General features: G+C 50.2%; 17 protein-coding genes. 6 read left to right on the top strand and 11 right to left on the bottom strand.

Annotated features, from left to right (window positions below; genetic code table 11):
- The 4 genes from IQ260_RS08990 to IQ260_RS08975 form a co-directional block, all read left to right on the top strand.
- On the top strand, nt 1-864 hold an 864-nt coding region (locus IQ260_RS08990), incomplete at its 5' end, for a hypothetical protein (RefSeq protein ID WP_193992766.1).
- Between the two features lie 351 nt (nt 865-1,215).
- The gene (locus IQ260_RS08985; RefSeq protein WP_193992765.1) at nt 1,216-1,455 is read left to right on the top strand and encodes a hypothetical protein; all 240 of its coding nucleotides are present in this window, start codon (nt 1,216-1,218) and stop codon (nt 1,453-1,455) included.
- Between the two features lie 331 nt (nt 1,456-1,786).
- A complete protein-coding gene (locus IQ260_RS08980; RefSeq protein ID WP_193992764.1) occupies nt 1,787-2,011 on the top strand; it encodes a hypothetical protein in 225 nt (74 codons plus the stop codon).
- Nucleotides 2,008-2,271, top strand: coding sequence for a Txe/YoeB family addiction module toxin (locus tag IQ260_RS08975; RefSeq protein ID WP_193992763.1), 264 nt, complete (start codon nt 2,008-2,010; stop codon nt 2,269-2,271). Before IQ260_RS08980 ends, IQ260_RS08975 begins: the two co-directional genes overlap by 4 nt.
- A 180-nt stretch (nt 2,272-2,451) precedes the next feature.
- Here the strand turns inward: IQ260_RS08975 and IQ260_RS08970 are convergent, their stop codons facing one another.
- A complete protein-coding gene (locus IQ260_RS08970) occupies nt 2,452-2,952 on the bottom strand; it encodes a type IV pilin protein (RefSeq protein WP_228015752.1) in 501 nt (166 codons plus the stop codon).
- Nucleotides 2,953-2,983: 31 nt separating this feature from the next.
- Entirely contained in the window at nt 2,984-3,538 is a 555-nt protein-coding gene (locus IQ260_RS08965) for a sigma-70 family RNA polymerase sigma factor (protein WP_193992761.1), read from the bottom strand.
- An 887-nt stretch (nt 3,539-4,425) separates the two neighbouring features.
- Between IQ260_RS08965 and IQ260_RS08960 the strand changes: the two genes are divergently transcribed.
- On the top strand, nt 4,426-7,122 hold the full coding sequence (locus IQ260_RS08960; protein ID WP_193992760.1) for an NACHT domain-containing protein: 2,697 nt from the start codon (nt 4,426-4,428) through the stop codon (nt 7,120-7,122).
- A gap of 75 nt (nt 7,123-7,197) precedes the next feature.
- Here IQ260_RS08960 and IQ260_RS08955 read toward each other — a convergent pair whose 3' ends face one another.
- From IQ260_RS08955 to IQ260_RS08935, 5 genes are all read right to left on the bottom strand, one after another.
- Nucleotides 7,198-10,041: a COG1470 family protein gene (locus IQ260_RS08955; protein WP_193992759.1), complete on the bottom strand. Its 2,844-nt coding sequence runs from the start codon at nt 10,039-10,041 to the stop codon at nt 7,198-7,200.
- Between the two features lie 70 nt (nt 10,042-10,111).
- Nucleotides 10,112-12,451: a WD40 repeat domain-containing protein gene (locus tag IQ260_RS08950; RefSeq protein ID WP_193992758.1), complete on the bottom strand. Its 2,340-nt coding sequence runs from the start codon at nt 12,449-12,451 to the stop codon at nt 10,112-10,114.
- 5 nt (nt 12,452-12,456) lie between these two features.
- Nucleotides 12,457-13,614 carry a hypothetical protein gene (locus IQ260_RS08945; RefSeq protein WP_228015751.1) on the bottom strand — a complete coding sequence of 386 codons (1,158 nt, stop codon included), beginning with the start codon at nt 13,612-13,614 and terminating at the stop codon, nt 12,457-12,459.
- 153 nt (nt 13,615-13,767) lie between these two features.
- On the bottom strand, nt 13,768-15,156 hold the full coding sequence (locus IQ260_RS08940; protein ID WP_228015749.1) for a pentapeptide repeat-containing protein: 1,389 nt from the start codon (nt 15,154-15,156) through the stop codon (nt 13,768-13,770).
- A gap of 208 nt (nt 15,157-15,364) precedes the next feature.
- The gene (locus IQ260_RS08935; RefSeq protein ID WP_193992755.1) at nt 15,365-15,604 is read right to left on the bottom strand and encodes a hypothetical protein; all 240 of its coding nucleotides are present in this window, start codon (nt 15,602-15,604) and stop codon (nt 15,365-15,367) included.
- 471 nt (nt 15,605-16,075) lie between these two features.
- Here IQ260_RS08935 and IQ260_RS08930 point away from each other — a divergent pair, with 471 nt between their 5' ends.
- The gene (locus IQ260_RS08930) at nt 16,076-19,285 is read left to right on the top strand and encodes a tetratricopeptide repeat protein (protein ID WP_193992754.1); all 3,210 of its coding nucleotides are present in this window, start codon (nt 16,076-16,078) and stop codon (nt 19,283-19,285) included.
- 390 nt (nt 19,286-19,675) lie between these two features.
- On the opposite strand, the gene IQ260_RS08925 is transcribed toward IQ260_RS08930, so the two are convergent.
- The 4 genes from IQ260_RS08925 to uvrA form a co-directional block, all read right to left on the bottom strand.
- Entirely contained in the window at nt 19,676-21,238 is a 1,563-nt protein-coding gene (locus IQ260_RS08925) for an ATP-binding protein (protein WP_228015747.1), read from the bottom strand.
- A 52-nt stretch (nt 21,239-21,290) separates the two neighbouring features.
- Complete coding sequence (locus IQ260_RS08920; RefSeq protein WP_193992753.1) at nt 21,291-21,431, bottom strand: hypothetical protein; 141 nt, start codon at nt 21,429-21,431, stop codon at nt 21,291-21,293.
- 52 nt (nt 21,432-21,483) lie between these two features.
- Nucleotides 21,484-21,786 (bottom strand): hypothetical protein, encoded by a 303-nt coding sequence (locus IQ260_RS08915; RefSeq protein ID WP_193992752.1) that lies wholly within the window; start codon nt 21,784-21,786, stop codon nt 21,484-21,486.
- Between the two features lie 71 nt (nt 21,787-21,857).
- On the bottom strand, nt 21,858-23,900 hold a 2,043-nt coding region (uvrA, locus tag IQ260_RS08910), incomplete at its 5' end, for an excinuclease ABC subunit UvrA (RefSeq protein WP_193992751.1).

The following is a 23,900-nucleotide window of genomic DNA, read 5'->3' as shown; positions in this document are numbered from 1 at the left end:
CTAGCCGTTGTTTCCTATGGCCATGCCAGAAAAAACAATCCAGAAACAGACCAACAGCCTTCCGCAGGTTTTCGTATACTGGTTGATCTTATTCTCATTGGCCTCATAATATGGTTTTTGCACGACCGCCTGCTTGCCCCAGTGCAAGGCTATCAAAACCATACCTCCAGCATCCACACATCCAATATTCAGCTCTATATGGGTGGGGCTTTGGCGTTATCTTTTGCTTCCCTGGCACTATTTCAACCGCTCAAGTTTTTACGAAATATCCGCTCTGAAGAAGAAACTAAGGAATACCTTAAATCTCTGACTGATAAAGCACCCTATATTAATTTCCACGTTCATGCCTATCACTATGAATGGCGAACTCGTTGGGTAACAGAAACCTATACCGACTCACAGGGGAATACAGAAACCAGAACTCGTCCTGAAACTTACCAGGAACAAGTGACAACAACCCGCCTATCAAGGCCTTACCTGATCCCTTCCTGGCAAGACACCACTAACCTGAAAACACTCCTAGAACCGCAGGAATTTCCCATCACAAAAATCAAAATTTCTACTGCCATCAAGCCCGCAAATGCTAGCGCCCAACAGCATTACAGTCAAGCATGGTCCGATTTCCGTGATGACTATAAAAACGCTGATACGCAGGTTGATTTCTCAACGAGCAAGGGAATTCGCGGCATCGGCCCTGTGCTTTTACTCTCCTTTCTTAATCCTGAAGAGCGGTCTATTTTTCTAAACGCTTTTTTTTGCGCTTTGATCTCTTTAACGCCGTTTGCCTGGGGTTATAGCCTCTGGCTCGATCAAATGTCTTCCGTTACTGAGAAAACAATATCTAAAAAATATTCTCTACCGTAATGATTTGATAGTAGAGCGTAGAGCACCGCTGACTTTTGAACTAGTGGTCGGAAGTAACAATGCTTCAAATCAAGTTTTGTTGATCTGTAACAAATTTTAGCTTGGGGTATCTTGCTTGGTGAAGCAAAGTGCATTACGGTTACTGAAGGCTGTGTTTACAGCCTGACCTCAGAACTCAATCTTGGCACCATCGGTCGGTGATTCCACCCACCATACCGATGGCTAGCCCCCGAAGATCAACCGGGGATCTCGGCGGTTAAGGCTATTATGGCTTAGCCCCCTCGATTTTCACTAATTTTCGTGGGTGGCTGGGCTTGGGTTCTGGTCAATCCCTCTCTGGAGACCAGAACCATGTTTCAAGATCAAACCCAGGGCGCGGCGGCGTCCATCGTTTTGCCTATTCCCGAACTATCTCCGCAGTTTGAAACTGTGCGCCATATGATGTTCGGTAGCTTGAGCGCAGTGCAGCTCACCATTATGGAGCTGCACACTAAGCACTACGCGGAGCCTAACGATTGGAGTAAGCCCATATCCACCGGGCGACCCAATGAGGTGATGGTCATCTTGACCCGCAACATTAGGATGGCTTAGCTGCTGTAGCGAGTTTAAGCTGATTGAATTGACCGGGTGCGATCGCACCATCACTAAAGAGCCAAGGTATTGATGTACCAACTATCAACTGAAGAAAGCCTGGTTGGTGCATCTGAAGCAGCTATCTTTTACCGTACTGCGACAACATGTTCTCTTGACACAAGAAAATAACTTTCTGCGACTGCACCAAAATACTATTCCTCATGCAGACATTGCCTATTATCATCAAGGCAAACGCCTCCACTGGAGAGGTTATTCGAATAAAGTAAAGACATGCACAGTTAGCCAACCACAGAATAAAATAGACCTGTAACCCACTAACAGCTTTCCCATGCAGACCACATACCGCTTAAATGCAAGTGAGTTGAATCAGGACTTTCTTGAAGGACTGAAGGCAACCTTCCAAAATCAGGAAATTGAGATCCTCGTGTACACCGTAGATGAAACTGACTATCTGTTAAAGTCCCCAGCCAACCGAGAGCGCCTTTTGACAGCTAAAAACAATATTGAAGCTGGCAATAACCGCATCTCGATTCAGCTTGAGGAACTTGAATGAGCCGTAAAATTGTTTTTGAATCTTCTGCATTTAAAGATTTTAACCAGTGGATAAATCTGGACAAAAAGCTCTATCGCAAAATTGTTAAGCTCATTAAGGATATTGACCGCTCCCCTTTTATTGGTCTCGGTAAACCAGAACCCCTCAAACATGAATTACAAGGCTATTGGTCACGACGTATCAACGATGAACACCGCTTAGTCTATAAAGTTACAGACGATGAAATCATCATCATTGCCTGCAAGTATCACTACGATTAGCACCATCACCTCCCATTCTAGACTGCGTTCTCATCCGATCTGGTAAAGTCCGTTTTTTGTAGCTCCATTTACCTCCGTCGAATAAACTGCATCAGTAGAACAAAGTGAAGCGTAGCGCCGCTGACTTAGGTCAACCTACTTGTTGCAAAGGCTATCTATCTTGCAACAGTCAAAAGCTTTTTATGAACAATACTGCTCATAGTGCTGAATCGCATTAAAAATAAATCGTAATTTTTCAAGAGAAGCATGTTCCGCACTAATATCGTCTGCCAATAGACCGCATTCCTCTAATTGACCATTCTTTAGATAGATGACGGAGCCATAAGATCGCATGCCTTTCCTTTTCGAAAAGGCTAAATGCAATCGTCCGCTCAATGGAGAATAATCTTCAAGAGCCTCAATAAAATACTCATAGTTTTTCGAATCAGCCGCAGAAAAATTTAACTCCTGCAAATTCTTGGTAAAACTATGGTTTTCTAAATAGAAGCTATACTGATTCTTCCTTAGAAAATCCAGCGCTATCTTGGCCTCAGTTTCTTTTGCCTTGGTGATTTGACCCATCAGAGACGGAACTGCGATCGCTGACAGCAACCCAATAATGACGATTGTGATCAGCGTTTCGATGAGTGTAAAACCATGGATTCGCTGCCGCACATCTCGAGACTTTGAATATCGAGGCATAGTCATCAGCAATTATTTCATCTGTATCTGTTTAGTCAGACGAATTGTCTACATAGCCATTTTGGCAGCCCCATTCCCTCAAAAAGGGATTACAGTAGCGGCTGTACCATTGAGCGATATAGGTCTTATTCGCCCCTAACTCCACAGCAATGTCAGCCCAAGATTGTTCCATCGGTGGCAAACGGCGTAGCAGTAGTGTCTGAGCATTAATATGACGATACTTCGCACATACCCGACAACGGAGCACCTCATCGGGATCCTCAGTTACCCAGCTCAATAGATGAGTCAAAATACTGATCGCGTATTGAGAATCTGGTGGAGCCGTCAGACTATCAACCGGGTCAAGGATCTGACCGCTCTCAAACTGGACAGCAAAGGCGTGTCTGTTTAGCTGGCGGCGGCTTCTATCTCGATAACGTCGAAGAATCTTTTTGAGGCGATTGTCTAGCCATGTAGTTACTCGACACACATCTGGCTGATACCCATCCTCAGGATCGTCCACGTTTAGAAAACAGTACTCCCACATTTCTTGCAGTGCATCGGCATAGTAAGGGCTAGATTCCCGCCAAAGTTTTTTAGACTGCATGACAAGCCGAAAAATCTCGCTAAAAGCGGATTGCCGTTGAGAACTTCCGACAGGGTGGCAACGAGCCTTAGCTACTAAACGACGTAGTTTAACATCTAATGGATGTCCTGCTAAATCAGGAGTCCTTGTCAAAACCGATACACTGCCCATATTAAATACCCAGATGAATCTTCAGCATGTTAGTAGCTGCTGATCTACGTGTTTATGCAAGAACTGATGCACCACCAATGAGTGTTGTAAAAAAGAAATCGATGTTTACCGCTAGACTCTTTTTAAGTGACATTGAATTTCAGATACACTCACCTTTTATAAGTAAAACCGCTGGTGCACAAGTGCTGAGTAGATGAAGTTTAAAAAAATTGACCGATACCGAATCAAAATTTTCAAAGTAGGAGAGTCAGCAGTAAGTCACATTAATGAGCCACATTTTAGATTACCTGTCGAAAGTATTGACAGGTGACACTTTTTGTTACGCAACATACTTACATACAGATTCAGAAATTGAAAATTACACCGAACGTGTACTAGCCATAGCTTGGTGAACAGATGCATACGCGGTGAGTTTAGTCAGAAAACTATCCTCAATTCAAATCCGCTGAATATAAGCCTCAAACTGCTGTAAGCTCTATTATTTGGCAGATTGGGGTGGCCTGTAGTTTGGGGTAATGTAGCATAATCTTTACGTATCTTTACTTAGAGGTTTAGTAGCAGCCTATAGCCTGGATGATGTAGTACAGACTTTACGTATCTTTACTACGAACATGGAGAAACATTGAGCGAATAGATCGACATTTAATCGATAGAGTTATGGTATGCACGGTTCATCTTCAGGTACACCAACCCTTTACGACAGTCTGACCAAATAAACCCGCATTTTCAATAAACCTATGGGTCGCCTCGCCTACGGAGAAGTTTCTCGAAAAAAAACTAGCCAGCTATTGGAAGCATTACTTGACCTCAGCAATGATCACTTAGACCCAGATTTTTCGGAACAGCTGCGAAAAAAAGGACTACGCTGTCACCAAGCAGACTGGCATACTGACTCGCCCAAGCTAGACATCCAGAGCACCCGCCCGCTTTTGATTGAGCTAGTACAGTTTCGATATCAGTCTCAGGCGTTAATAGATAGTAAACCCAAGCTTAAAGAAGCCCTCGACCATTTAGAACAAACAGTTCAATGCCTGCGGCTGCGAGGTAAAAAGCAAGGTCAGCGCATTGTAGACGGTACATTTACCCTTTGGTCGACCGATACGGACGCTAATCTTAGGGAAATCAATGAGCGCTGGCCCCGATCCCAAGATCAGTCGACCGATGAGCAATCTGGACAAACGGAAGCGAACGCCGAAGATTGTGAGGCACCCCAAACAGATACCCCATTTTCTAATACAGCAGATACCTCCGATAGTTCAGGTTCTGCAGAATCTGAGGATACCTGGGAGGACCTCTTTGATCAGGTGGTTGATTTACTGCGGGGATCGTTACCCCATAGTCCCTTATTCCGGTCAGCGATCAGACTGTTAGGGATTGATTTGCGCGCTCGGATTACAGCGGCAGATCGTCAGTACTTGCTCCAGCGGGTGCAAAAAATGTGGCTGCAGGACTATCTGCGGAATGCTTTGAGCTTTAGCGAGCAGTGGCAAACGCTACGTATCGATATCACTAACCAACCATCGGCCTTGGCTCAGTACCGCAACATCGTTTGGGAAAATCCTCAGCACCTGGATACGCTTCATCCGCTGCCTGCTTCCACTAATCTGATTGAGCAGTTTAATGACATCAAGCCGTTACGGCGTTTGCTAATTCTAGGGGCACCTGGCTCTGGGAAAACAATTGCCCTGCTGGAGCTGCTTCGAGAGTTACATAGGGGCGCAGATAGCGAGCTTACTCAGCCAATTCCGGTTGTTTTTAACCTGTCTACCTATGGTTTACCGCCTGCAGGTCGTAATTTTACCAGCTGGTTAGTGACTCAGCTAGAACAGCAGTATAGCCTGGATGCGGCTCGGGGACGTCGCTTTATTGAAGAGCAGACGCTGCTGCTGCTGCTGGATGGTTTAGATGAGGTACGCTCCCATTTGCGCAATGTTTGCATCCGCCAGATCAATCAGTTTTTGCGCACCTACCGGCATACAGAATGCATCGTCTGTAGCCGCATAGTCGAGTATGAAACGGCTACTGATGCTCTACAGCTAGAAGCCTCGCTTAAACTGCAGCCTCTAACTCTCAACCAGGCAACTGAATATTTGGGGCAATTCTCGCAGAATCAAAGTCTTGCCAGTCTGATTCAAGCTATTCGATCGAATTCAGATTTTCAACAACTGGCCGAAACTCCGTTGATGCTCAACGTCATGGCCCTGGCCTATCAGCATAAGCCGACATCAGAACTGCAGTCCTTTACCTGTTTAGACGATCATCGCGCCTATCTGTACGACGCTGTGCTAAATCGGTTACTCAACCGTAAACAACCGGTGGATCGACGACTGGCACCGTCCCAACGCTATGGAGATAAAGCCTATTCGCCAGAAGAAATTCGGGCCTGGCTGATCTGGCTGGCAAAGCGAATGGTGGAGCATGACCAGACCACGTTTTTTATCGAGCAGCTTACCCCTGACTGGCTGGACACTCGACGCCAGCGCCAAGGCTTCCGGCTGAACAGCCATCTTATTGTGGGTATTTTGACAGGTGTTATTTCTGCTTGTCATATGACTCCGATGGCTGGTTGGCAAGACACCGGGGAAGCTACTAGATTTTTTTTGCCTATATTGAGAGTTGGTATTTTTAGCTCGGTGTTAGTGAGCGTTCTATTTATAGGTTTGCGGAGAATTATCCCTCAGATCTTAGCTGGATTTGTCACCGCCTCCGTCTATGTTGTCTTATTTGGGATTTTGGCCCATCCTTTTATGAATTTAGGGCCTAATAAGACTTATATAGCAAGGCTTTCTCCTATTTTAATTGATTGGTTAGGCATGGCTTTTTTTTGGGGCCTAATGCGCAGTCAGCTGGTTGTTATCCACAAAGTCACCTGGTCCTGGCTGAGTGCTTTACGCTTTACGGGAATCGGTTGTTTGGCCTATCTTGTCATTTATCTACCCCTGCGTTTATTTTTACTCAATGAGTATCATGGAGACTACTGGTTTGAAATCGCTTATGAATTCTTTCTGATTGCGGCTCTCTCGGCCACCTACGGCGGTTTCTCTCTAGGCAGTACACCTGAGCCAAAAGATATTGTTGTTCCTAACCAAGGCATGCAAAAAGCGATAGGTAATGCTGTTTTACTAGCTATTGTCATGGGGCCTGCAGGCATGCTAATTGCCTGGCAGTATGCCCATGGTAATCCCTATGAATATGCCATGATTGCGGGAGCCATTGGGTTGTTGGCTGCACTGCTGGGCGGACAGCGCTCTGGTCAAGTTCTGATCCAGCACTTGATTATCCGGATTATCCTTTGGTGGAATCGTCGAGCCCCATGGAACTATGCTCGATTTCTTAATTTTGTGACTCGGAGCATGGTGCTACGACGAGCCGGTGGGGGCTATTTGTTTATGCATCGGTCGTTTATGGAACACCTGGCTAAAAAGTCTTTATAGGCTCAATCTTCTAGCTTCGAGAGTTGAGCGGAGTCGAAACTCGATCTACGGGTTATTTCATTTTCGAGCTATTCTCTAGTTAGCCTGGGGTGGAGTTCGAATGGGAGCAATGTCTGGGACGGGTAAAACTGTCGGCGGTGGTGGCAGCGATGGTAACCCTTCTGGAACATCTCCTGCATCAACAGGACGAGATGAACGTCTAGAAGACTGCAGGGGAACAGGCTGTGCGCCAGGTTCAAATGCAACCTTTTCGATGATGACCGAGCGGGTAATTTCCTCGTCTAGCTCGTTGACACCGCGCAGGGTAATTGTTTCTGCACCGGGAGCGGCGCTGAGCGTATAGACCATCTCGTCTACACGTTCAACAACTTTCCCCGGTGCAGGCAACAGTTCTATCAATTCAGCATATTTTACATCCCAGCTCAGAGTGATATCAATCTTGCCTCGCGCTGGGTTTAGAACGTAGACACGCCGAGGCGTCTGCTCAACACTTTCCCCATTCACTGCAAAGTCAACAATGGCTGGTTCAGGTGGCTTTATGCTGATTGTTGGTGTTGTTTTTAGAATAGGGGCTTCTTCTATCCCATCTCGAGTAACAACGGTGAGATAAAAAACATAGTCTCCTACTTGAGTAGCTTGAGTGGGTACATCGTTACACACTAAAATATCTGGACCTACTGTCGTATTTGGTGAGGCTGGTACGATGTCGCAATAATCCTCTAAGGATAAAAGCTTTTGCTCTACATTCTCTTCTAATATGGGATATGAAACGGCTTCGGTATTTTCAGCACCATCGGGAGACAAACTGGTCAAGCGCAGTTCTTGAATATCGTCTGGGTTACTAATTTGCCAGTCTAATTTTACGGGAACCAGTTGCGGATCGATCTCTGCTGTGGTCTCCGCCAGCGCTACGGTATCAGCATTATTGTTAATCTCTGTCGCTGAAAGCTGCGCGCCAGCTGGCAATGCTTGAGCATCAGCTGGCGATGCCTCTGCTAGGACAGTCGATACGCTAACTGTTCGATAGTCTGACTGAGTTGCCTTAAACTCCAAGATTTCTGGAGGATCTGCAGCGGCTACTGCGACTTTCTCTAGTACAGCGGTATCAACTAGTTGCGGACCTTCAGGTTCCCCTAAGCCCAGAATTTGTTTAAAGGCAGTAAATCGACCTGCTTTGATGGTTTCACTCGCGGCTTCGCTGGTGGTTTCAGTGAGTTGTTGACCTGTAAAAACCTGTAGCTGAAACTCGTAGGTACCTTCTTTCGGTAATCGCTGTGTGGCTATTGACGCTTCGTCCGATGCTTCTAGTTCTTCTGTTAAAAAATCTGCTGGCACAATCGTTCGGCACTTTAAATATTGTGGATTGGCCGGTAGTCGTCTGGCTCGACGATAGACCCTAAGCAAGATTTGTAGAGGAGATGGGTTGTCGATTTTGGTTTCAAGACTACAGCTTCCTTGTTCGGTTAAGGGTGGATATAAAAGAGTATCAACGCTTTTTTCATCAAACCGCTCAGTCAAAAAGTTTTCATCAATATCGACAAAAATGCGTGACAGTTGCAATATATTGGTTCCATCCTGGCTCAGGACAATCTGTCCTACTTTTTTAGGGTTAGTAATTTCCCAGCTGAAGCTGATAGGTTCGGGTTTGCCTTCCTGATACGTCTCTTGAGTAGTACTAAAACTGGCGATTTTAGGCACCAGACTGGGTCGCCAAACAAACATGTGCCAGGCTAAGGCTAACAATCCTAGCAGCGCCGTAGTCGCGGTAGATAATAACAGCAACCAAAAGAGCCAGCGTCGGCGCGCTTTTAGGTTAACGGTACCCGTTGGCAGGGGGTGAGGGAGGGCTGGATTATAGTCGCTGTCGGTGGCTATATTTTCTACCAGTAGCTCAAATTCAACGGTGCGATCGCGCAGTCGCCATATTTTTTGCCACCAGTGGCGAGGGTTAACATACAGGTATAAATTTGCCTCTTCTCCAGGTGTGAGGCGAACCTCAGCGGGCTGCAGCTGATAGCGCAGTCGTCGATCGGGATCCCTACCCTGGAAAACAAGCTGTCTTTCGAGGTTACCGCGATTGTGTACCAACACCTCAAAATATCGATTCTTGAGCGGAATCGCCAGGGTTTTGGGCATCAGCTCAACGGCCAGACGTTCATCGATAGCCAGGGTAAAGTAGACAATCTTGAGCAGGGTAATCTCCGGTCGAGCCCTAGAGGTCAGTCTCAATGTCGGGTAGTAGCTGCCGGCAGGAGAATATTGAGGGGGATGAATGGCCATAACGATTTGGCCACTTTCTCGCGGGTTTAGCTGTAGCCCATCGGTAAAGGTAATGACTCCCGGTACCGCCCCATCACTTTCAGGATACTGAATCGTATACCAGTCGGGGGGCAGGTTGTCACAGTGTAAAAAGAAGCGATCGGTACGCCGGGATGGATTGTCAACGGTGAGAGTCAAGTCCAGTTTGGCCCCTGACTGCAGCATATGGGGATGATCTGAATCGGTTACAGGGGTAACCGTTAAGTGGGGCTCACTGCGCAGCCGAGCTTCTTGATCGGACGGCAGAATATGTAGCTGCTGGTTGCGCTGGACCTCTTCCCCTGGATATTGAGAAGAGCGCAGCCGAATGTCGTAGCCATAAAATCCGGCTTCTGCCTGTAGGGGCACTGTAATCGTGAGGGTGACATCTAAACTTTGGCGAGGCTCCAGAGTAAGCTCCGATTCAGACTTATTGAAGGTGACCCATTGCACAATTCCAGCTGATCGCTGATCGGTGGCCTCCACCCACAGCTCTAAATAGGCCGCGCGATCCCCGCGATTATGGAGCGTTATGATGCGGTGAATCGGCTCTCCGCCCGGTTTGGTGTCTTGATTATCCCCTTGGATATCTAAAAATAGATGTTGCAGCGTCGATACCATGGCTGGCTTACATAGGGTACGGAATAGGGCGTGTTGAAACTAGGATAGAGCCGTGAGCGAGGGGTGCAGTTTACGGTGCTTCTAGTCCAGAATTTGGACTTGATGGCTCAGTAGCCTGTTGGCAGGGGTTAGGAGAGAGAGATTTTCGATACAGCTGGACGCGATGGTTCGCCGTATCTGCGGCAACTAGAACAATATCGTTTTTATTGGGGCGCTCACCGTCATTTTTGGTGAGATGGATATCGACCGTATTGAGAGAGTGTTTGGGAAAAGAGTCTAGATTAAACGGTTTGAGCTGATTTTTGTGGTCAAACCGCCAAAGATCGATATGGCCGCTGTCACCGGTACTGGCAATGTAGCAGCCATTAGCGGTAATGGCGACATCTCGCACGGCCAGGCCAGCTGAGTTTTGGGACCACTGATGGAGGACAGCCTGCTGACAGTCGGCGACCAGTAACTGTTGACCGCTTTTTTCAGTTGCGTCAGCGAATGGCGAGGGCTGGGTGGAGGCGGTAGCACATTGAATCAGGCTATCAACATCCCACAGGGTAATAAATCCAACGCTGTCTGCCGTTATCATTCGGGTCCCGTTGTCGGCTACATCGACCGCTGTTAGATAGCTATTGCTGCTGGTCACTGGCAAAATGGCCGGAGCATATTCGCTATCATTGAACCAGGTATAGCGAATATCGTAGGCTCGCTGCCGCTGCCAGTCCCACAGCACTAGTCGGTTAAACTGAGCTGCGATCGCAACCCAGCTCCCCCCTGATATTCGTTCAATCACATCAAGTGACGAGACGGGTGTTGCCAAAAATAACGGCTGCACGTTTTGTTCTCCGGTTGATCTATCCCACTGGTAGATCTCTCCGCTGCCATGGCCGCTAAACAAATATCGAGAATTTTGGGTGAACGCCAGGTCAAAGACTTTATTCCTGACGGTGATACCATCCAAAAAAGAAGGAACATACTCAGGCGGGTCCACGTTCCACAGCTGGATATCCCCATTTTCTAGACCAACCGCGATCTGTTTATTTTGCGCGGGCAGCGGTTCAATCACGCGAATCGCCGACTGAAACGGATGTTCATCGGTCTCAATCTTTTGGCGAAACCCAAGCCGACGCACATTTGGTAGCCAAGCTGCATGAAAGACCTGCCAGCGGCGCAGCGTCTGGTCGCGAGAACCGCTAGCGACGGCATCTCCGTTGGAAATTAGCGCCAAGCTGTTGACCGGTCCCTGGTGCAGCGGACGCGGCGACAATAGCCAGAGCCAGCCTATACCCAAACAGCCCAGCAGCAGCAACAGCAGCTGTAACCATGCAGGCACCACCGGACGTACCGTTAGCGTTAGCGACTGACTGGCCGGTTGCACATTGACATTGGCGATGGCTTCAGCAGAATCAGCATAGGTCAGCTGGGGCCATACTTCCAACTGCCGCAGGCGGGACCAGCCCAGCAGAGGGCGGCGGGTCTCAACAATAAACTCGTGGTCAACGACCTGATCCGGCGAGACAGCAACAGGGTCAGATGTGACCTGGTCGGTATCTCTTAGACAATGCTCAGCAGGCTGTAGCACGACCGTTTGAGAGACATTGCTACAGTTATAAACTTGAAATGGGTAGCGGGCGGTCTGCTGCTTTTGCCAGGACCGGCTGTTCGGCACGATCTGGTCGGTGTCGAGGGCGCTCACCTGCGTATGGCCAAAGGGCAAAATCTCCAGCCGGTTACCAATGCTGGTGCCATTGCCGTCAGCGTCAGTAGCCTCAATGGTAAATGGACGTACCTGGTGCAAATTACCCGGCACAGACGCGGGAGCACACCAAAAGTCAGTTTCACTCGAGCCGCCTGCTTCAATCCAGACCGACTTTTCAATGCCTTCTGGCAGCCAGTCTAGCTCCAGCCCCTGCAGCCGCACAGTGACATGGCGCGGCGTGGGATTGAGGTTGTACACCAGTACAGGAATCCGTAGGCGGCTACCGGGGGTAACTTGCAGATCCTGCAGCGGCACATAAACCTTCAGGGTTTTGGCAGGCCGTAAAATTTGAATATAAAGCGGCTGACTCACATCGGCATCGACGAGTTCTGCTGAAACAATCGTCAGCTTGACCGGGATTGTGGTGCCATAGGCCGGAATTGGAGCATTGGTCAGACTGATGTAAAACGTTGTCCGATCGCCCGGCGGTTTTTTAGCTCCTACATTGGGTTCTACCCGATACCACTCTCCGATATTGTTGGGGGTTTGCCCTTCCACATGCAGAGCCACCTGAAAACTGGCAAACACCTGAGAGAGATTCGTGACGGTCACCGCCAGGTCGGGGGCTGGGTTCGCCGTAGCCCTATCTCCCTCATCGCTGGGGGTATACACAATGTGATGTGTAGATAATTCAACTTTGATGGGAGTAGTCACAATCATGATAGCTACCGTAAAAGCGTTTGAATATGGCTGCTGTACCAGACGTAATACAACAGGTTAATGCCGAACTCATGCCAGGTTCTAATGGTCTCGCGAGACTGGTCTTTGCCCTGCCAATGGTCAAACAGGGTTGATGGCACAATCACGATGCGACCGTCAATCCATACGCTTGCTTGAGAGAAATCAGGCAGCTTACCAAACAAAAAAGGATATCGAGCCATCAAATGCGAAGCAACAACTGGCTGCAGATTCAAATGGCGCTGCAGCCGTCTTAAACTCTCTTGCAGTGTTGAATCAAACCGCTCAGCAACAATAATCAGACTGCCGGAATAGTCTTTAACCGCCTGCAAAAGCGCTGAGTGGCTGGGCGACTGGTGCCATTCGATCAGGCGATTGCCCTCTAAACAGATAGCGTCCAACGTGGGATCGATCTGGGTGACGGGGTGCAGCTGACAGTGCAGACTAGGATAGAGCACCTGCATTGCCTGACATAATGTCGTTAGGGCAGGGTAGTACTGGCTTTGGGGCAGGATACCGAGGTTAAGAGACCGTTGCGATCGCAGCTGCGCAAACCGACGCCGGGTCAGATCCAACTCTCCTAGCGCCGGGCTCAGCCCCTGGGCGGGCATCGCTAGACTATCCTGCCCCGGTGAAAGCCGTACACGACATAGCTCAATGTCTTTAGGATCTAGCCGATTGACTCGCTGATCAAAACGAAACTGTTCCTGCAGCCGATCGGTCGAATTAGGCAGCTCTAGGTGTCGCGGGTCCACGTGTCGCAGCACGATATGCAACGTCTGCACACCCTGCGTCAGCGGTGGAATCGTGATGGGATAGGTGCGATCTGTCGTCTCACTTACCACAATCGGATTGCCTTCTCCGTCAATAGCAAACCCTGGCTGTACCTCAATCCAGCTTTTGGTTTGAAACTGGGGCGCAATTCCTACGGGCGGAGCAATTAGTTTTACCCCCAGGCCGTAGACAATGCCAGGCTGCCACAGCGCCTGATAGTGAACATTCTGCCGTTGCTGATGATACTGATGGGCCAGCTGCCAGCGCTCTGCATTAATTCGCAAATTGTCCTGCACATTGAGCTGAGTTAACGGCGTCAGCGCTGGCAATGGAAAAACATCTGACGGCATAGGCTCACTAGGCTCATTCATTAACAACGAATAGGACGGTTTGTTTTTCTATAGCGATCAAACCAGCCGAGTTTCGCAGTATTTTTACGTAAACTAAGATCTTCCACCTGTGTTGGTCATGAGGCTTTGGCCCACGTCGGGTTCAAAGCCCACCGCTAGTCGAGGGCTGTCCACTCAAGGGACAAGTGGGTTGTGAGGCTCTATGTCTGCAAAACAATCCCGTGGCTGAGCAGTCCTAAGCTCATCCGCCGTAACATTCCAGCCGTTAACGCCAAGCCGAGCCCCCCGAGGTGCGGGCATCTCAGCTACCACATCAAAGGTCGTATCAGCAATTGTCGGCTGTTCTAGACTCGCTAAGCGGAGGGTTACATTTTCAACATTTGCCTGGGTCCAATCCGTATGGTCCAAATCGGCATAGTTCAAGTTAGCACCGCTCAGCAATGCCTGATGAAAATTTGCATGCTCTAACACCGCTGATTGCAAATTGGCCCCCATCAAATTAGCTCTCCTAAAAGAAGCCCCTGGAGTCTCTTCTCCATCAGTACTTCCATCGGCAAAACAGATCCGGCTTAAGTTTGCTCCCTCTAGGTTAGCCTGCTCAAAGTTGGCATTTGCCAACGAGATGACTTGACTCAAATCCGCTCGGCTCAGGTCGCTGCGGCTAAAATCAACATTGGCGCCTCCCGGTCCGGCAAACGTTGTCTGTCGCAGGTCAATGCGAGCCAGCACCGCCTCGTCTAAAATCGCTCCTGACAGATCGGCCTGCAGTAGTTCCGCCTCTCTCAGGTTGGCACCCACCAGACTCGCATCGCTCAGATCGGCTGTGGTCAGCGTCGCGTCTTCCAGATTGGCATCGCTGAGATCGGCTGCCGTCAGGGTAGCAAAGCTAAAATCTGCCTGCCGCAGCTGAGCCGCTGTTAAGATCGCCCCTGACAAATCGGCGGCCATAAACCGACTCTCATCTAGGGCTGCTCCCTCAAACTGAGTTTCCGAGAGTTTGGCATTACTAAAGTCGCTGCGAGTCAGGTCAAAATTAGAAAACGTCAGCTCGCTCAGATCGCTGTGGCTCAGGTTTGCTCCGGCCAGTCCCTCAATTAAACCCGCGTCTGCTGCACCCACATCGGCTAGGGCCAATAAGTCGGGGTCTTCCCGCACATCCTCAGGCGTATTCACCAATCGCCAGGCCAGCTGCCACTGGGGGTCTAAGTAAGCAACGGCAATATCATCACCAAAATTAGTCTGGGCCAGGTTAGCCCCGGCCAAGTCAGCCCGTTCTAAATGGGCTCCTCGCAGATCGGCCTCACGCAGATCAGCATTGAGTAAATTGGCCTCGACCAGATTGGCGCCTCGCAGATCGGCTCCTCGCAGGTCGGCCCCGGATAGATCCGCTTCTTGTAAATTGGCTCCCTGCAGATAGGCTCCCCGCAAGCGGGCATCGCGTAGATTACAGCCACGACAGACACGGGTTTCCCTCAGCTGTCTGACCTTGGAGGATTCTTGGGCTAAAACCGGCTGGCCTACTATTCCTGGGGCAGCGATGTTGCCACCGCATAGGATCGCCATGCTCAAGCCGGGTATTACAAACGAGCACCTAATTAGGTTAGATAGGGATTTATCGCACAATAAAATCATGCACTGAGGGTACAAAGCTGTTCATTTTTCTACAGCGTCTGAACTGCTCTGGTTTCGCAGTATCGTGACATGAATTATCTTGGAATGCGATCGCACCCATCCTAAGAAAGTCTCAGACGAGTGCGATCGCACCCTCCCCCTAATCGACTTGTACCTTATTGGTCAAAATCGCCATGACTTCATTGGGTCGTCCGGTGGGTAGCGGACGGCTCCAGTCGTTGGCCTCGGCGTAGTTGAGTTTGTGCAGCTGTTTGATGGTGGTCTGGACATAGCCGAGGGTGCCCAGCACGATATGGCGGCCGTGTTCGAAGGTGTAGTCTGGCAGCAGGTCAGGCTGATGGGTGGACGCGTTTGCGCCCTGGGTTGGATCTTGAAACATGGTTCTGGTTTCTCTGAATTTTTGATAGAGGACAGGTGCCCCACGGGCGAGGCCATGGGGCGGGAAACCAGAACTAAAAAAGCCCTAGCAAACCCACAAAATGTAGTGCAAATCGTGGGTGCTAGGGCATAATCGTCCTAGCCCGCAGACTGCCTCCGTCAGTTTGGGGGTAAGTCGTCGGTTAGGTGGGTCCAATCACCTGCCGGCGACGCCGGGCTATTTAGTTCTGTTGTCTGGCAGCGGCTGAACCGCGACCATTGCATAAGGGTAGAGACTTTTTGCTCAGAAAGCAAGCTCAGTTCGATACAGTTAGATACATCAAATTTTCTTGTTATATAGACTGGGTAGGGATGTGAATGAGTTGCGATCGCTAGGCGGTATAAAGAAGAAACCCTTATTATCCCGCCCAAAGCTAAACCCCATTGCAGGCGTCAATGACACAGCCAATCTCAATCGATAACTCCCAACACAATGAACAAGCTCTTTAGCCTTCCGCTGACGTTGCTGCTCCTGCTGTTACCGAAAACCGCCAGCGCAGCGGAGCAGCTTCAGGAACAGACAGCAGTCCGACTCCTGGTCGACAAACAATGGTCAGACTGGCCGCTGTTTAAGAAAGCCGATAGCAAGACAGGGCAACCGCTGCCTAAGCTTTTCTTCGCTAAACGGGCAAAGCAGACTAGCTTACAAATTCCGTTTGAGGTGACGGGCGAGTTAGACGATGTGGATGCGACCTTTGACGACGGTAGCCTGTACGAGAGATATAGCTTTACGGGGCAGGCGGGACAGATTGTTAAAATTTTGCTTACCAGCGAGGCGTTTGATACTCAGCTATTTCTGGTTGATGCAGACAATCAGCGTCTGGCTGACAACGATGACAGTAACGATAGTACGAATTCTGAACTGGTGATGCAGCTGCCGGAAACAGGCACTTACAGTGTGCTGGCGACGACCTACAGTCCAGACGGGCGGGGCAGCTATGGGATTAAGGCGACGGCAGGGACTGAAACTGAGGCGAAAGCATTTGAGGCTGAGCGGCTAAATCAGGCTGGCCTTTCAAGCTATCGTCAAGCTAGATATCGAGAGGCATTAGAGTTGTTTGAACAGGCTTTGACGATTCGTCGTGAGATTAGCGATCGCGCCAGCGAAGGAGTCACCCTCAGTCATATTGGCCTCACCTACGATAGCTTAGGCCAGTATCCACAAGCGTTGGACTACTATGAGCAGTCGCTAGTGATTCTCCGTGAGATTGACAACCGGATGAGCGAAGGAGTTATCCTCAACAATATTGGAAGAACTTACCACAGCTTAGGCCAGTATCCACAAGCGTTGGACTATTCCGAGCAGTCGCTGGTAATTCTCCGCGAGATTGGCGGCCGGACGAGCAAAGGAGTCACCCTCAACAATATTGGCGCAGTTTACCGCAGCTTGGGCCAGTATCCACAAGCGTTGGACTACTATGAGCAGTCGTTGGTGATTCTCCGCGAGATTGGCGACCGGACGAGCGAAGGAGTCACCCTCAACAATATTGGCGCAGTTTACCACAGCTTAGGTCAGCATCCACAAGCGTTGAACTACTATGAGCAGTCGTTGGTGATCTGCCGTGAGATTAGCGATCGGGATGGCGAAGGGGTAACCCTCAACAATATTGGCCATACTTATGATAACTTAGGCCAGTATCCACGAGCGTTGAACTACTATGAGCAGTCGCTGGTGATCCGCCGTGAGATTAGCGATCGAGCTGGCGAAGGGGCGACCCTAAACAATATTGGTAGAACTTACGATAACTTAGGCCAGTATCCACGAGCGTTGAGCTACTATGAGCAGTCGCTGGCGATTTTTCGTGAGATTGGTGACCGGGCAGGTGAAGGGGCGACCCTCAACAATATTGGTAGAACTTACGACAACTTAGGCCAGTATGTGCAAGCGTTGGATTACTATGAACAGTCGCTGTTGATTCGCCGTGAGATTAGCGATCGGGCAGGTGAAGGAGCGACCCTAAACAATATTGGCTTACTGTTAAAAGTCACTGAGGAAGCTGAGCTGGCCATCATTTTTCTCAAACAGTCTGTCAATGTTTACGAAACCATCCGTAAAGACAACTTAACCCTCTCCCCGGAGCAGCAACAGTCCTACACAGAGACCATTGCTGACACCTATCGCAAGCTCGCCGATTTGCTCCTACAGGCAAACCGCGTCCTTGAAGCCCAGGCTGTCCTCGAGCTGCTCAAACTACAAGAGCTGGACGAATCTCTCGGCAACGTCCAGCGGTCAGGCCTAACCGAGGGCGTCGGCTACTGGGAAATTGAAGACGAAGTTCTGAGACTCTACACCGAGATTCTCATCGCTGGTCAAGAACTAGCCCGACTACAAGACCCCGCCAATCGTCCCCTATCCGAAGCAGACAAAGCCCGCCGTAACGAGCTGCAAGACCGCCAGCAAGAACTGCGCACCTCCTTCAACGAATGGCTCGACCATCCCGAAGTATCCGGTCTCATAGCCGAACTCCAGGCCAGCAGCGACCGACAGGTTGTAGACCTGCAAAACCAGTACGCCCAACTTCAGCGAGAACTGCGAGAACTGCCCCAAACCAGCGTTATCCTCTATCCCCTCATCCTCGAAGAGCGGCTGGAGCTGGTCCTGATCACCCCCAACGCCCCACCGGTCCGCTACCCCGTCGACGTCACCGCCGATGACCTCAAGGCCGCCGTCACCGCATACGGCCAGATACTCAAGTCGCCTCACAAACCCGCTGAACCCCTAGCACAAAAGCTATACAGCTGGCTAATCGCGCCAATAGCCGCAGACCTAGAAAAAATCGACACCGAAACCATCATCTATGCCCCCGACGGCGTACTACGCTATCTCCCCCTGGCCGCCCTGCACGATGGCGAAAACTGGCTAGCCCAAACCTACAGCATCAGCCAGATCACCTCCGCCTCACTCACCAGCTTTGGCGACCGACCCAGCAACCAGCGTCAGGTGCTGGCCGCCGCCTGTGCTGAATGCGCCTTTAGCTTTGATATAGCCGGAAGATCCACCCCCTTTGAGTTTGCCAACCTGCCCGCCACCGAAACCGAGGTCTCTATCCTGGCCGACCAGATCCCAGACACCACCATTCTGTTAAACGACGACTTTAGTCCCGATACACTGCAAGATGAGCTAGCCAGCTACAACATTCTGCACCTAGCCACCCACGCCGCCTTTGTCCCCGAACGACCCAAGGAGTCATTTGTTGTCTTTGGCAATGAGGAGCGGGTCACTCTAGAAACCATTCGCACCGAGTGGGGACTAACCAATGCCGATCTGTTTGTCCTCAGCGCCTGCGAAACCGCCGTGGGCAATATAGAACTAGGCACCGGCATCGAGATTTTAGGCATGGGATTTCAGCTCCAGATTGCCGGAGCCAAAGCCGCCCTGGCTTCGCTCTGGCAAGTCAGCGACGGCGGCACCCAAATCTTAATGAATGCATTCTACGCCGCCCTCAACCAGGGCCTGACCAAAGCCGCCGCACTACAGGCCGCCCAAATCGCCATGATCACCGATAACTACCCCGCCGCCGTCGGTGGCGAACGAGCCACCCTTGCCATCACCAATGAACGCGGCCAGCCGCTGACCATCCCTGACGATATGAGCCATCCCTACTACTGGGCACCCTTTATCTTGATCGGCAATGGGTTATAAGATGTAGCTTTGTGGGACATGTCTTAGGAGCAGAGATTAAATAAATTCCACTTGAACCGGACTTCGACTCCGCTCAGTCCTCTATCAATTACGTTGAGGGATATGGATTTTATTAATTTCTCTATCTTTACGCCTTGCTCCTGAGCAGCTACGCTTCCCTAACAAAGAACCATTAAAATTTAGATCATGGTCGGCGCGATAATAATTGCCCTGGCCTCGCCGTAACCCTTGCTATACCTGATTTTTTTGCAATCAACGATAGCTTCCTTTCGGGGGGTGTGGGGGAGGCTCGGCCCCCACGAATGGAGGGTTTCAGGGAGGAAAGCCCTGAGCAACCCTCAACGCGACTAACCCATTAACTTTCGCCTTCGACTTCCTCCTTTCAAAGCATTAGCCACGAATCAACGTAATTTCTCGACCCTGCGGCGACTCAACCTGCTCTGTTGCTACACGGTCTGCAATCGGAGGCTGATTCTCTCGCTGATCAAAGATCACCAACCAGCCAGTCGCTTGCCCCAACCCCGACAAATAACCATCAAGCTGCTCCAAACCCGCCGCCAACGGATCAGGCCGCCCCTGCCGCCATACCTTAAGCTCAATCCCAAGAACAACATCCTGATACCGTAAACATAGATCCATCCGGTCAACGCCAATCGCATACTCACGTTCAAGCGTGCCCCCACCATTAACCACACGATGAAGAAACGCCATCATCACAATATGAGGAGCAATTTCGTGGTAGCTCACATTTTGCAACAAAGGCTGACCATGCTGTCGCCAAAAATCCAAAAATGCCGTCACTAGCTTACCCGTATCCAAATGGCCATCATCTGTTAGCCAGGTAGGCTGCAGAAAATTAAGTGAAACCGACGTCGAAAACGCCAACATACGCGGCATCACTTCCCGATAAATTGGATTAGCAATGACCAGACTGTTAGTATCATCCAGACGACACAAACCCAAATCCAAAACAAAATCAATATCATCAGGGGGAACATTCCCCAGCGGCTGTCCTGCCAGCATCGGTTCTAAAATTGCCTTAACTCTTGGCTCCTGCAACCGTTGAGCCAGACTATCAATATGCGTATCACGCCGCTGAATCAAGCGTTCTTTAGCCTGACTGACCAGCTCTAACGTAATCCCCTCAGTTGGATCGGGTGCAATCACTTCCACCAGCTGCCGAGCTAGCGCATTGACCAGCCACGGCTGTCCCTGGGTCAGCTCGTATACCTGATCCAGGGCTTCCGGAGAAAATGCCTGACCCGTCGCCGCTGTATGCTGAGCGTAAAGAGTAACAATTTCCGACCGGGTAAAGTTCCGTAGAGTCAGAGATTCGACCTTAATGTTAAAAGGGCTAGCTGTTTGAAGACGATTACTGCCGCCAGATGCCAACTTATAATCACGGACATCGCGCAGACCGATGAGAGCAACTGTATGGGGAAATGCCTTGGGCCTAGCAGTATAGCCCGCCCGCAGCTGAGGCAGTATAGAAATCAGCGCCCGATCTTGCAAAGCATCGATTTCATCAATAAAAAGAGCCAGGGGGTAAGGACATGCCTTAACCCAGGCCCGTAAGGCAGAGCGAATGGCTTGACCAGGTTCAGCCTCAGGCCAAGCTGGAGGCCACAGCTCTTCTGGTAACTGGTCTTCAGCATCTTCCCGCCAGGCTTGGAGAATAGAGCGCTCAACAGCGTGAATGTCATCACCGAGAGCAACACCACTTTCAACAGAGACCAGCACCGCTGCATGCTGACCGCTGCTGGTCAGCTCCTTGGCCAACGCTAGCATGGCAGTCGTCTTACCTGTTTGACGAGGAGCGTGAATCACAAAGTAGCTGCGCTGGGCAATCAGCTTTTTCAGCTGTGGCAAACGGCCTGTAGCAGGCAACATGTAATGAATTTCAGGATCGCAAGGCCCTGCAGTATTAAAAAACTTTGGCGGCAGGGGGACCATAGCAAACAAGAGCGATACACGTCGGTATTTTAGGCGATTTGACCATGCATGATTAGCGCGGCGGATATCTCTCCAACACCTGCTTTAGATAGTGCCCGGTGTAAGAACTCTCCACCTGGGCCACCTCTTCCGGTGTGCCCTCAGCAATAATCTGCCCACCGCGATCGCCCCCCTCTGGCCCCAGGTCAATCACCCAGTCACAGCATAAAACCTCTACTGAATTGGTTTCTTGAGCAAGTGGGGAATCAGTAACTGCCCCTACAAAGAAACCCGCTATTTAGATCTAAATCAATCAGTTCGAGTGAGCAACTGTTGTAGTAAAGATATCTTTCCGCACGGTGCTCTGCCAGCATCGTCTGTACCTCAGCATCAGATGGTGCAGGTTTTTGAGTTTTAGCTAATCCCATGAGACTGATGGCTTTAGGTTTTTCAACCTGAGTTTCTGAGGCAATAGCTCGTTGGATTGTCTGTACTAAAAAACTGAGCAGCACCAGTTTTTCTGCCAATGGTAGTTTTTGTACCTGAGGGACAAGGTCTTGTGCTTGCATCAGCAACTCCTTTGGTCACTTGCTTAACCGAAGTATAGACAATTCTAACCAGCAATGCTTCAAATCAGCACCTATCCCTTGGGCGGATGCTTCTCTAATACATGTTTTAAATAGTGCCCGGTATAAGAACTCTCCACCTGGGCCACCTCTTCCGGTGTGCCCTCGGCAATAATCTGTCCACCGCGATCGCCCCCCTCTGGTCCCAGGTCAATTACCCAGTCACAGCAGCGAATCACGTCCAGGTTGTGCTCAATCATCACTACAGAATTGCCCTTATCCACCAAGCGCTGCACCACATCCAGCAGCTTGTGTACATCGTAGAACGACAGCCCGGTCGTCGGCTCATCAATTAGATACATGGTCTTACCCGTAGACCGACGCGCTAGCTCAGAGGCCAGCTTCATCCGCTGGGCCTCACCACCAGAGAGCGTCGGAGCCGTCTGCCCCAGACGAATATAGCCCAGACCCACATCCACCATGGTCTGCAGTCTGGTTGCGGCCTTGTGAATATTCTCAAAAAAGTGCAGGGCCTCTTCAGCGGTCATATTGAGCACATCCGAAATTGTCTTACCCTTGTACTTCACCTGTAGTGTCTCGCGGTTATAGCGCGCCCCCTTACACACCTCGCACTGCACATACACATCGGGCAAAAAGTTCATGGCAATGACGTTGACGCCCTGCCCGCCGCAGGCTTCACAGCGACCGCCTTTAACATTAAAAGAGAACTGACCACGCTTATAGCCTCGGGCTTTCGCCTCGATCGTCTCAGCAAACAGGTCGCGAATGACGTCAAATACCCCGGTGTAGGTAGCCGGATTTGAACGGGGAGTACGACCGATAGGAGACTGGTCAATTACAATGGCCTTGTCCAAGGCTTTGAGACCTTTGATCGGCTCCATCTGACTAGGTTCAGGCACCTTGCTGCCAAAATTGTGCTGCAGCGCTGGGTATAGCAGCTCGTTGATCAGAGTGGATTTACCAGAGCCAGAAACGCCGGTAACACAGACAAATTTACCTAGGGGAATATCAACATCGATATGCTCTAAGTTGTTGCGATGGGCGTTGCGAATCAGCAGCTTACGGTTGTTGCCAGGTCGCCGCTCCGCTGGGGTATCGATCCCCTCTCGCCCTGACAGATAGGCTCCGGTGAGAGACTCTTTACTTTTTAAGAGCGCCTTCATGTCGCCTTGAACAACAATGTCACCGCCGTGAACACCGGCCTTTGGGCCAATATCTACAATGTGATCGGCGGCACGAATGGTATCTTCGTCGTGTTCGACCACAATTAGGGTATTCCCCAGGCTGCGCAGACGGTTGAGAGTTTTTAGTAGTCGTTCGTTATCACGCTGGTGCAAACCAATGCTGGGTTCATCAAGGACATAGAGCACGCCTGTTAGACCCGCACCAATCTGGGTGGCAAGGCGGATGCGCTGGGCTTCTCCACCGGATAGGGTCATTGCGGTCCGATCGAGGGTGAGATAGTCCAGCCCCACATCTAGCAAAAATGTGAGGCGGGCTTTGATCTCCTTGAGCACCAACTCACCAATGGCCAGTTGTTTTTTACTCAGAACGGACTCTCCGCCATTCTCTCCCATGACGTCTTCGATGTTATAAAGACAGTCGCGAATGGAAACACTGGTGAAGTCAAGAATGTTGTAAGGCCCCATTCTCACGGCGAGGGATTCTGGCCGCAGTCTAGCGCCGTTACAGGTTTCACACACCTGATCGATCAGATACTTCTCTAGCTTTTGTTTATAAAGGTCGGACGTGCTCTCGCGGTACTGGCGGTCAAGGATGGGCAGAACGCCGTCGTACTTGCGGTGATAGCCTTTTTTATCGCGATAGCGGGAGTCGGTTTCGATGTAGATCTTGTCGGGAGAACCGTGGAGAATAATGTGGCGCTGTTCATCGGTGAGGCTAGACCAGGTGGATTGGATTTCAAAGCCGTAGGCTTGGCCAACGCTGTATAACAGAGAGAAATAGTAGGTGTTGTCTTTGTCGGACCAGGGTGCGATCGCAGCATACACTGGCAAGCTCGGGTCCGGTACCACCAGCTCAGCATTAAACCGTCGATGGCTCCCCAAACCATGGCAGTCAGGGCAGGCACCATAGGG

The sequence above is a fragment of the Leptolyngbya cf. ectocarpi LEGE 11479 genome, from assembly GCF_015207065.1.
GTDB lineage: Bacteria > Cyanobacteriota > Cyanobacteriia > Phormidesmidales > Phormidesmidaceae > Leptothoe > Leptothoe ectocarpi.
The sequence above is the reverse complement of the archived record's forward strand: the minus strand, read 5'-3'. Positions and strand labels throughout refer to the sequence as shown.

Coding starts and splice junctions, on each gene's coding strand:
- IQ260_RS08970 (WP_228015752.1), bottom strand. CDS start 2,952: ATGCCTCGATATTCAAAGTCTCGAGATGTGCGGCAGCGAATCCATGGT.
- IQ260_RS08935 (WP_193992755.1), bottom strand. CDS start 15,604: ATGTTTCAAGATCCAACCCAGGGCGCAAACGCGTCCACCCATCAGCCT.
- IQ260_RS08965 (WP_193992761.1), bottom strand. CDS start 3,538: ATGCAGTCTAAAAAACTTTGGCGGGAATCTAGCCCTTACTATGCCGAT.
- IQ260_RS08955 (WP_193992759.1), bottom strand. CDS start 10,041: ATGGTATCGACGCTGCAACATCTATTTTTAGATATCCAAGGGGATAAT.
- IQ260_RS08975 (WP_193992763.1), top strand. CDS start 2,008: ATGAGCCGTAAAATTGTTTTTGAATCTTCTGCATTTAAAGATTTTAAC.
- IQ260_RS08940 (WP_228015749.1), bottom strand. CDS start 15,156: ATGGCGATCCTATGCGGTGGCAACATCGCTGCCCCAGGAATAGTAGGC.
- IQ260_RS08915 (WP_193992752.1), bottom strand. CDS start 21,786: ATGCAAGCACAAGACCTTGTCCCTCAGGTACAAAAACTACCATTGGCA.
- IQ260_RS08930 (WP_193992754.1), top strand. CDS start 16,076: ATGAACAAGCTCTTTAGCCTTCCGCTGACGTTGCTGCTCCTGCTGTTA.
- IQ260_RS08945 (WP_228015751.1), bottom strand. CDS start 13,614: ATGAATGAGCCTAGTGAGCCTATGCCGTCAGATGTTTTTCCATTGCCA.
- IQ260_RS08985 (WP_193992765.1), top strand. CDS start 1,216: ATGTTTCAAGATCAAACCCAGGGCGCGGCGGCGTCCATCGTTTTGCCT.
- IQ260_RS08980 (WP_193992764.1), top strand. CDS start 1,787: ATGCAGACCACATACCGCTTAAATGCAAGTGAGTTGAATCAGGACTTT.
- IQ260_RS08960 (WP_193992760.1), top strand. CDS start 4,426: ATGGGTCGCCTCGCCTACGGAGAAGTTTCTCGAAAAAAAACTAGCCAG.
- IQ260_RS08925 (WP_228015747.1), bottom strand. CDS start 21,238: ATGGTCCCCCTGCCGCCAAAGTTTTTTAATACTGCAGGGCCTTGCGAT.
- IQ260_RS08950 (WP_193992758.1), bottom strand. CDS start 12,451: ATGATTGTGACTACTCCCATCAAAGTTGAATTATCTACACATCACATT.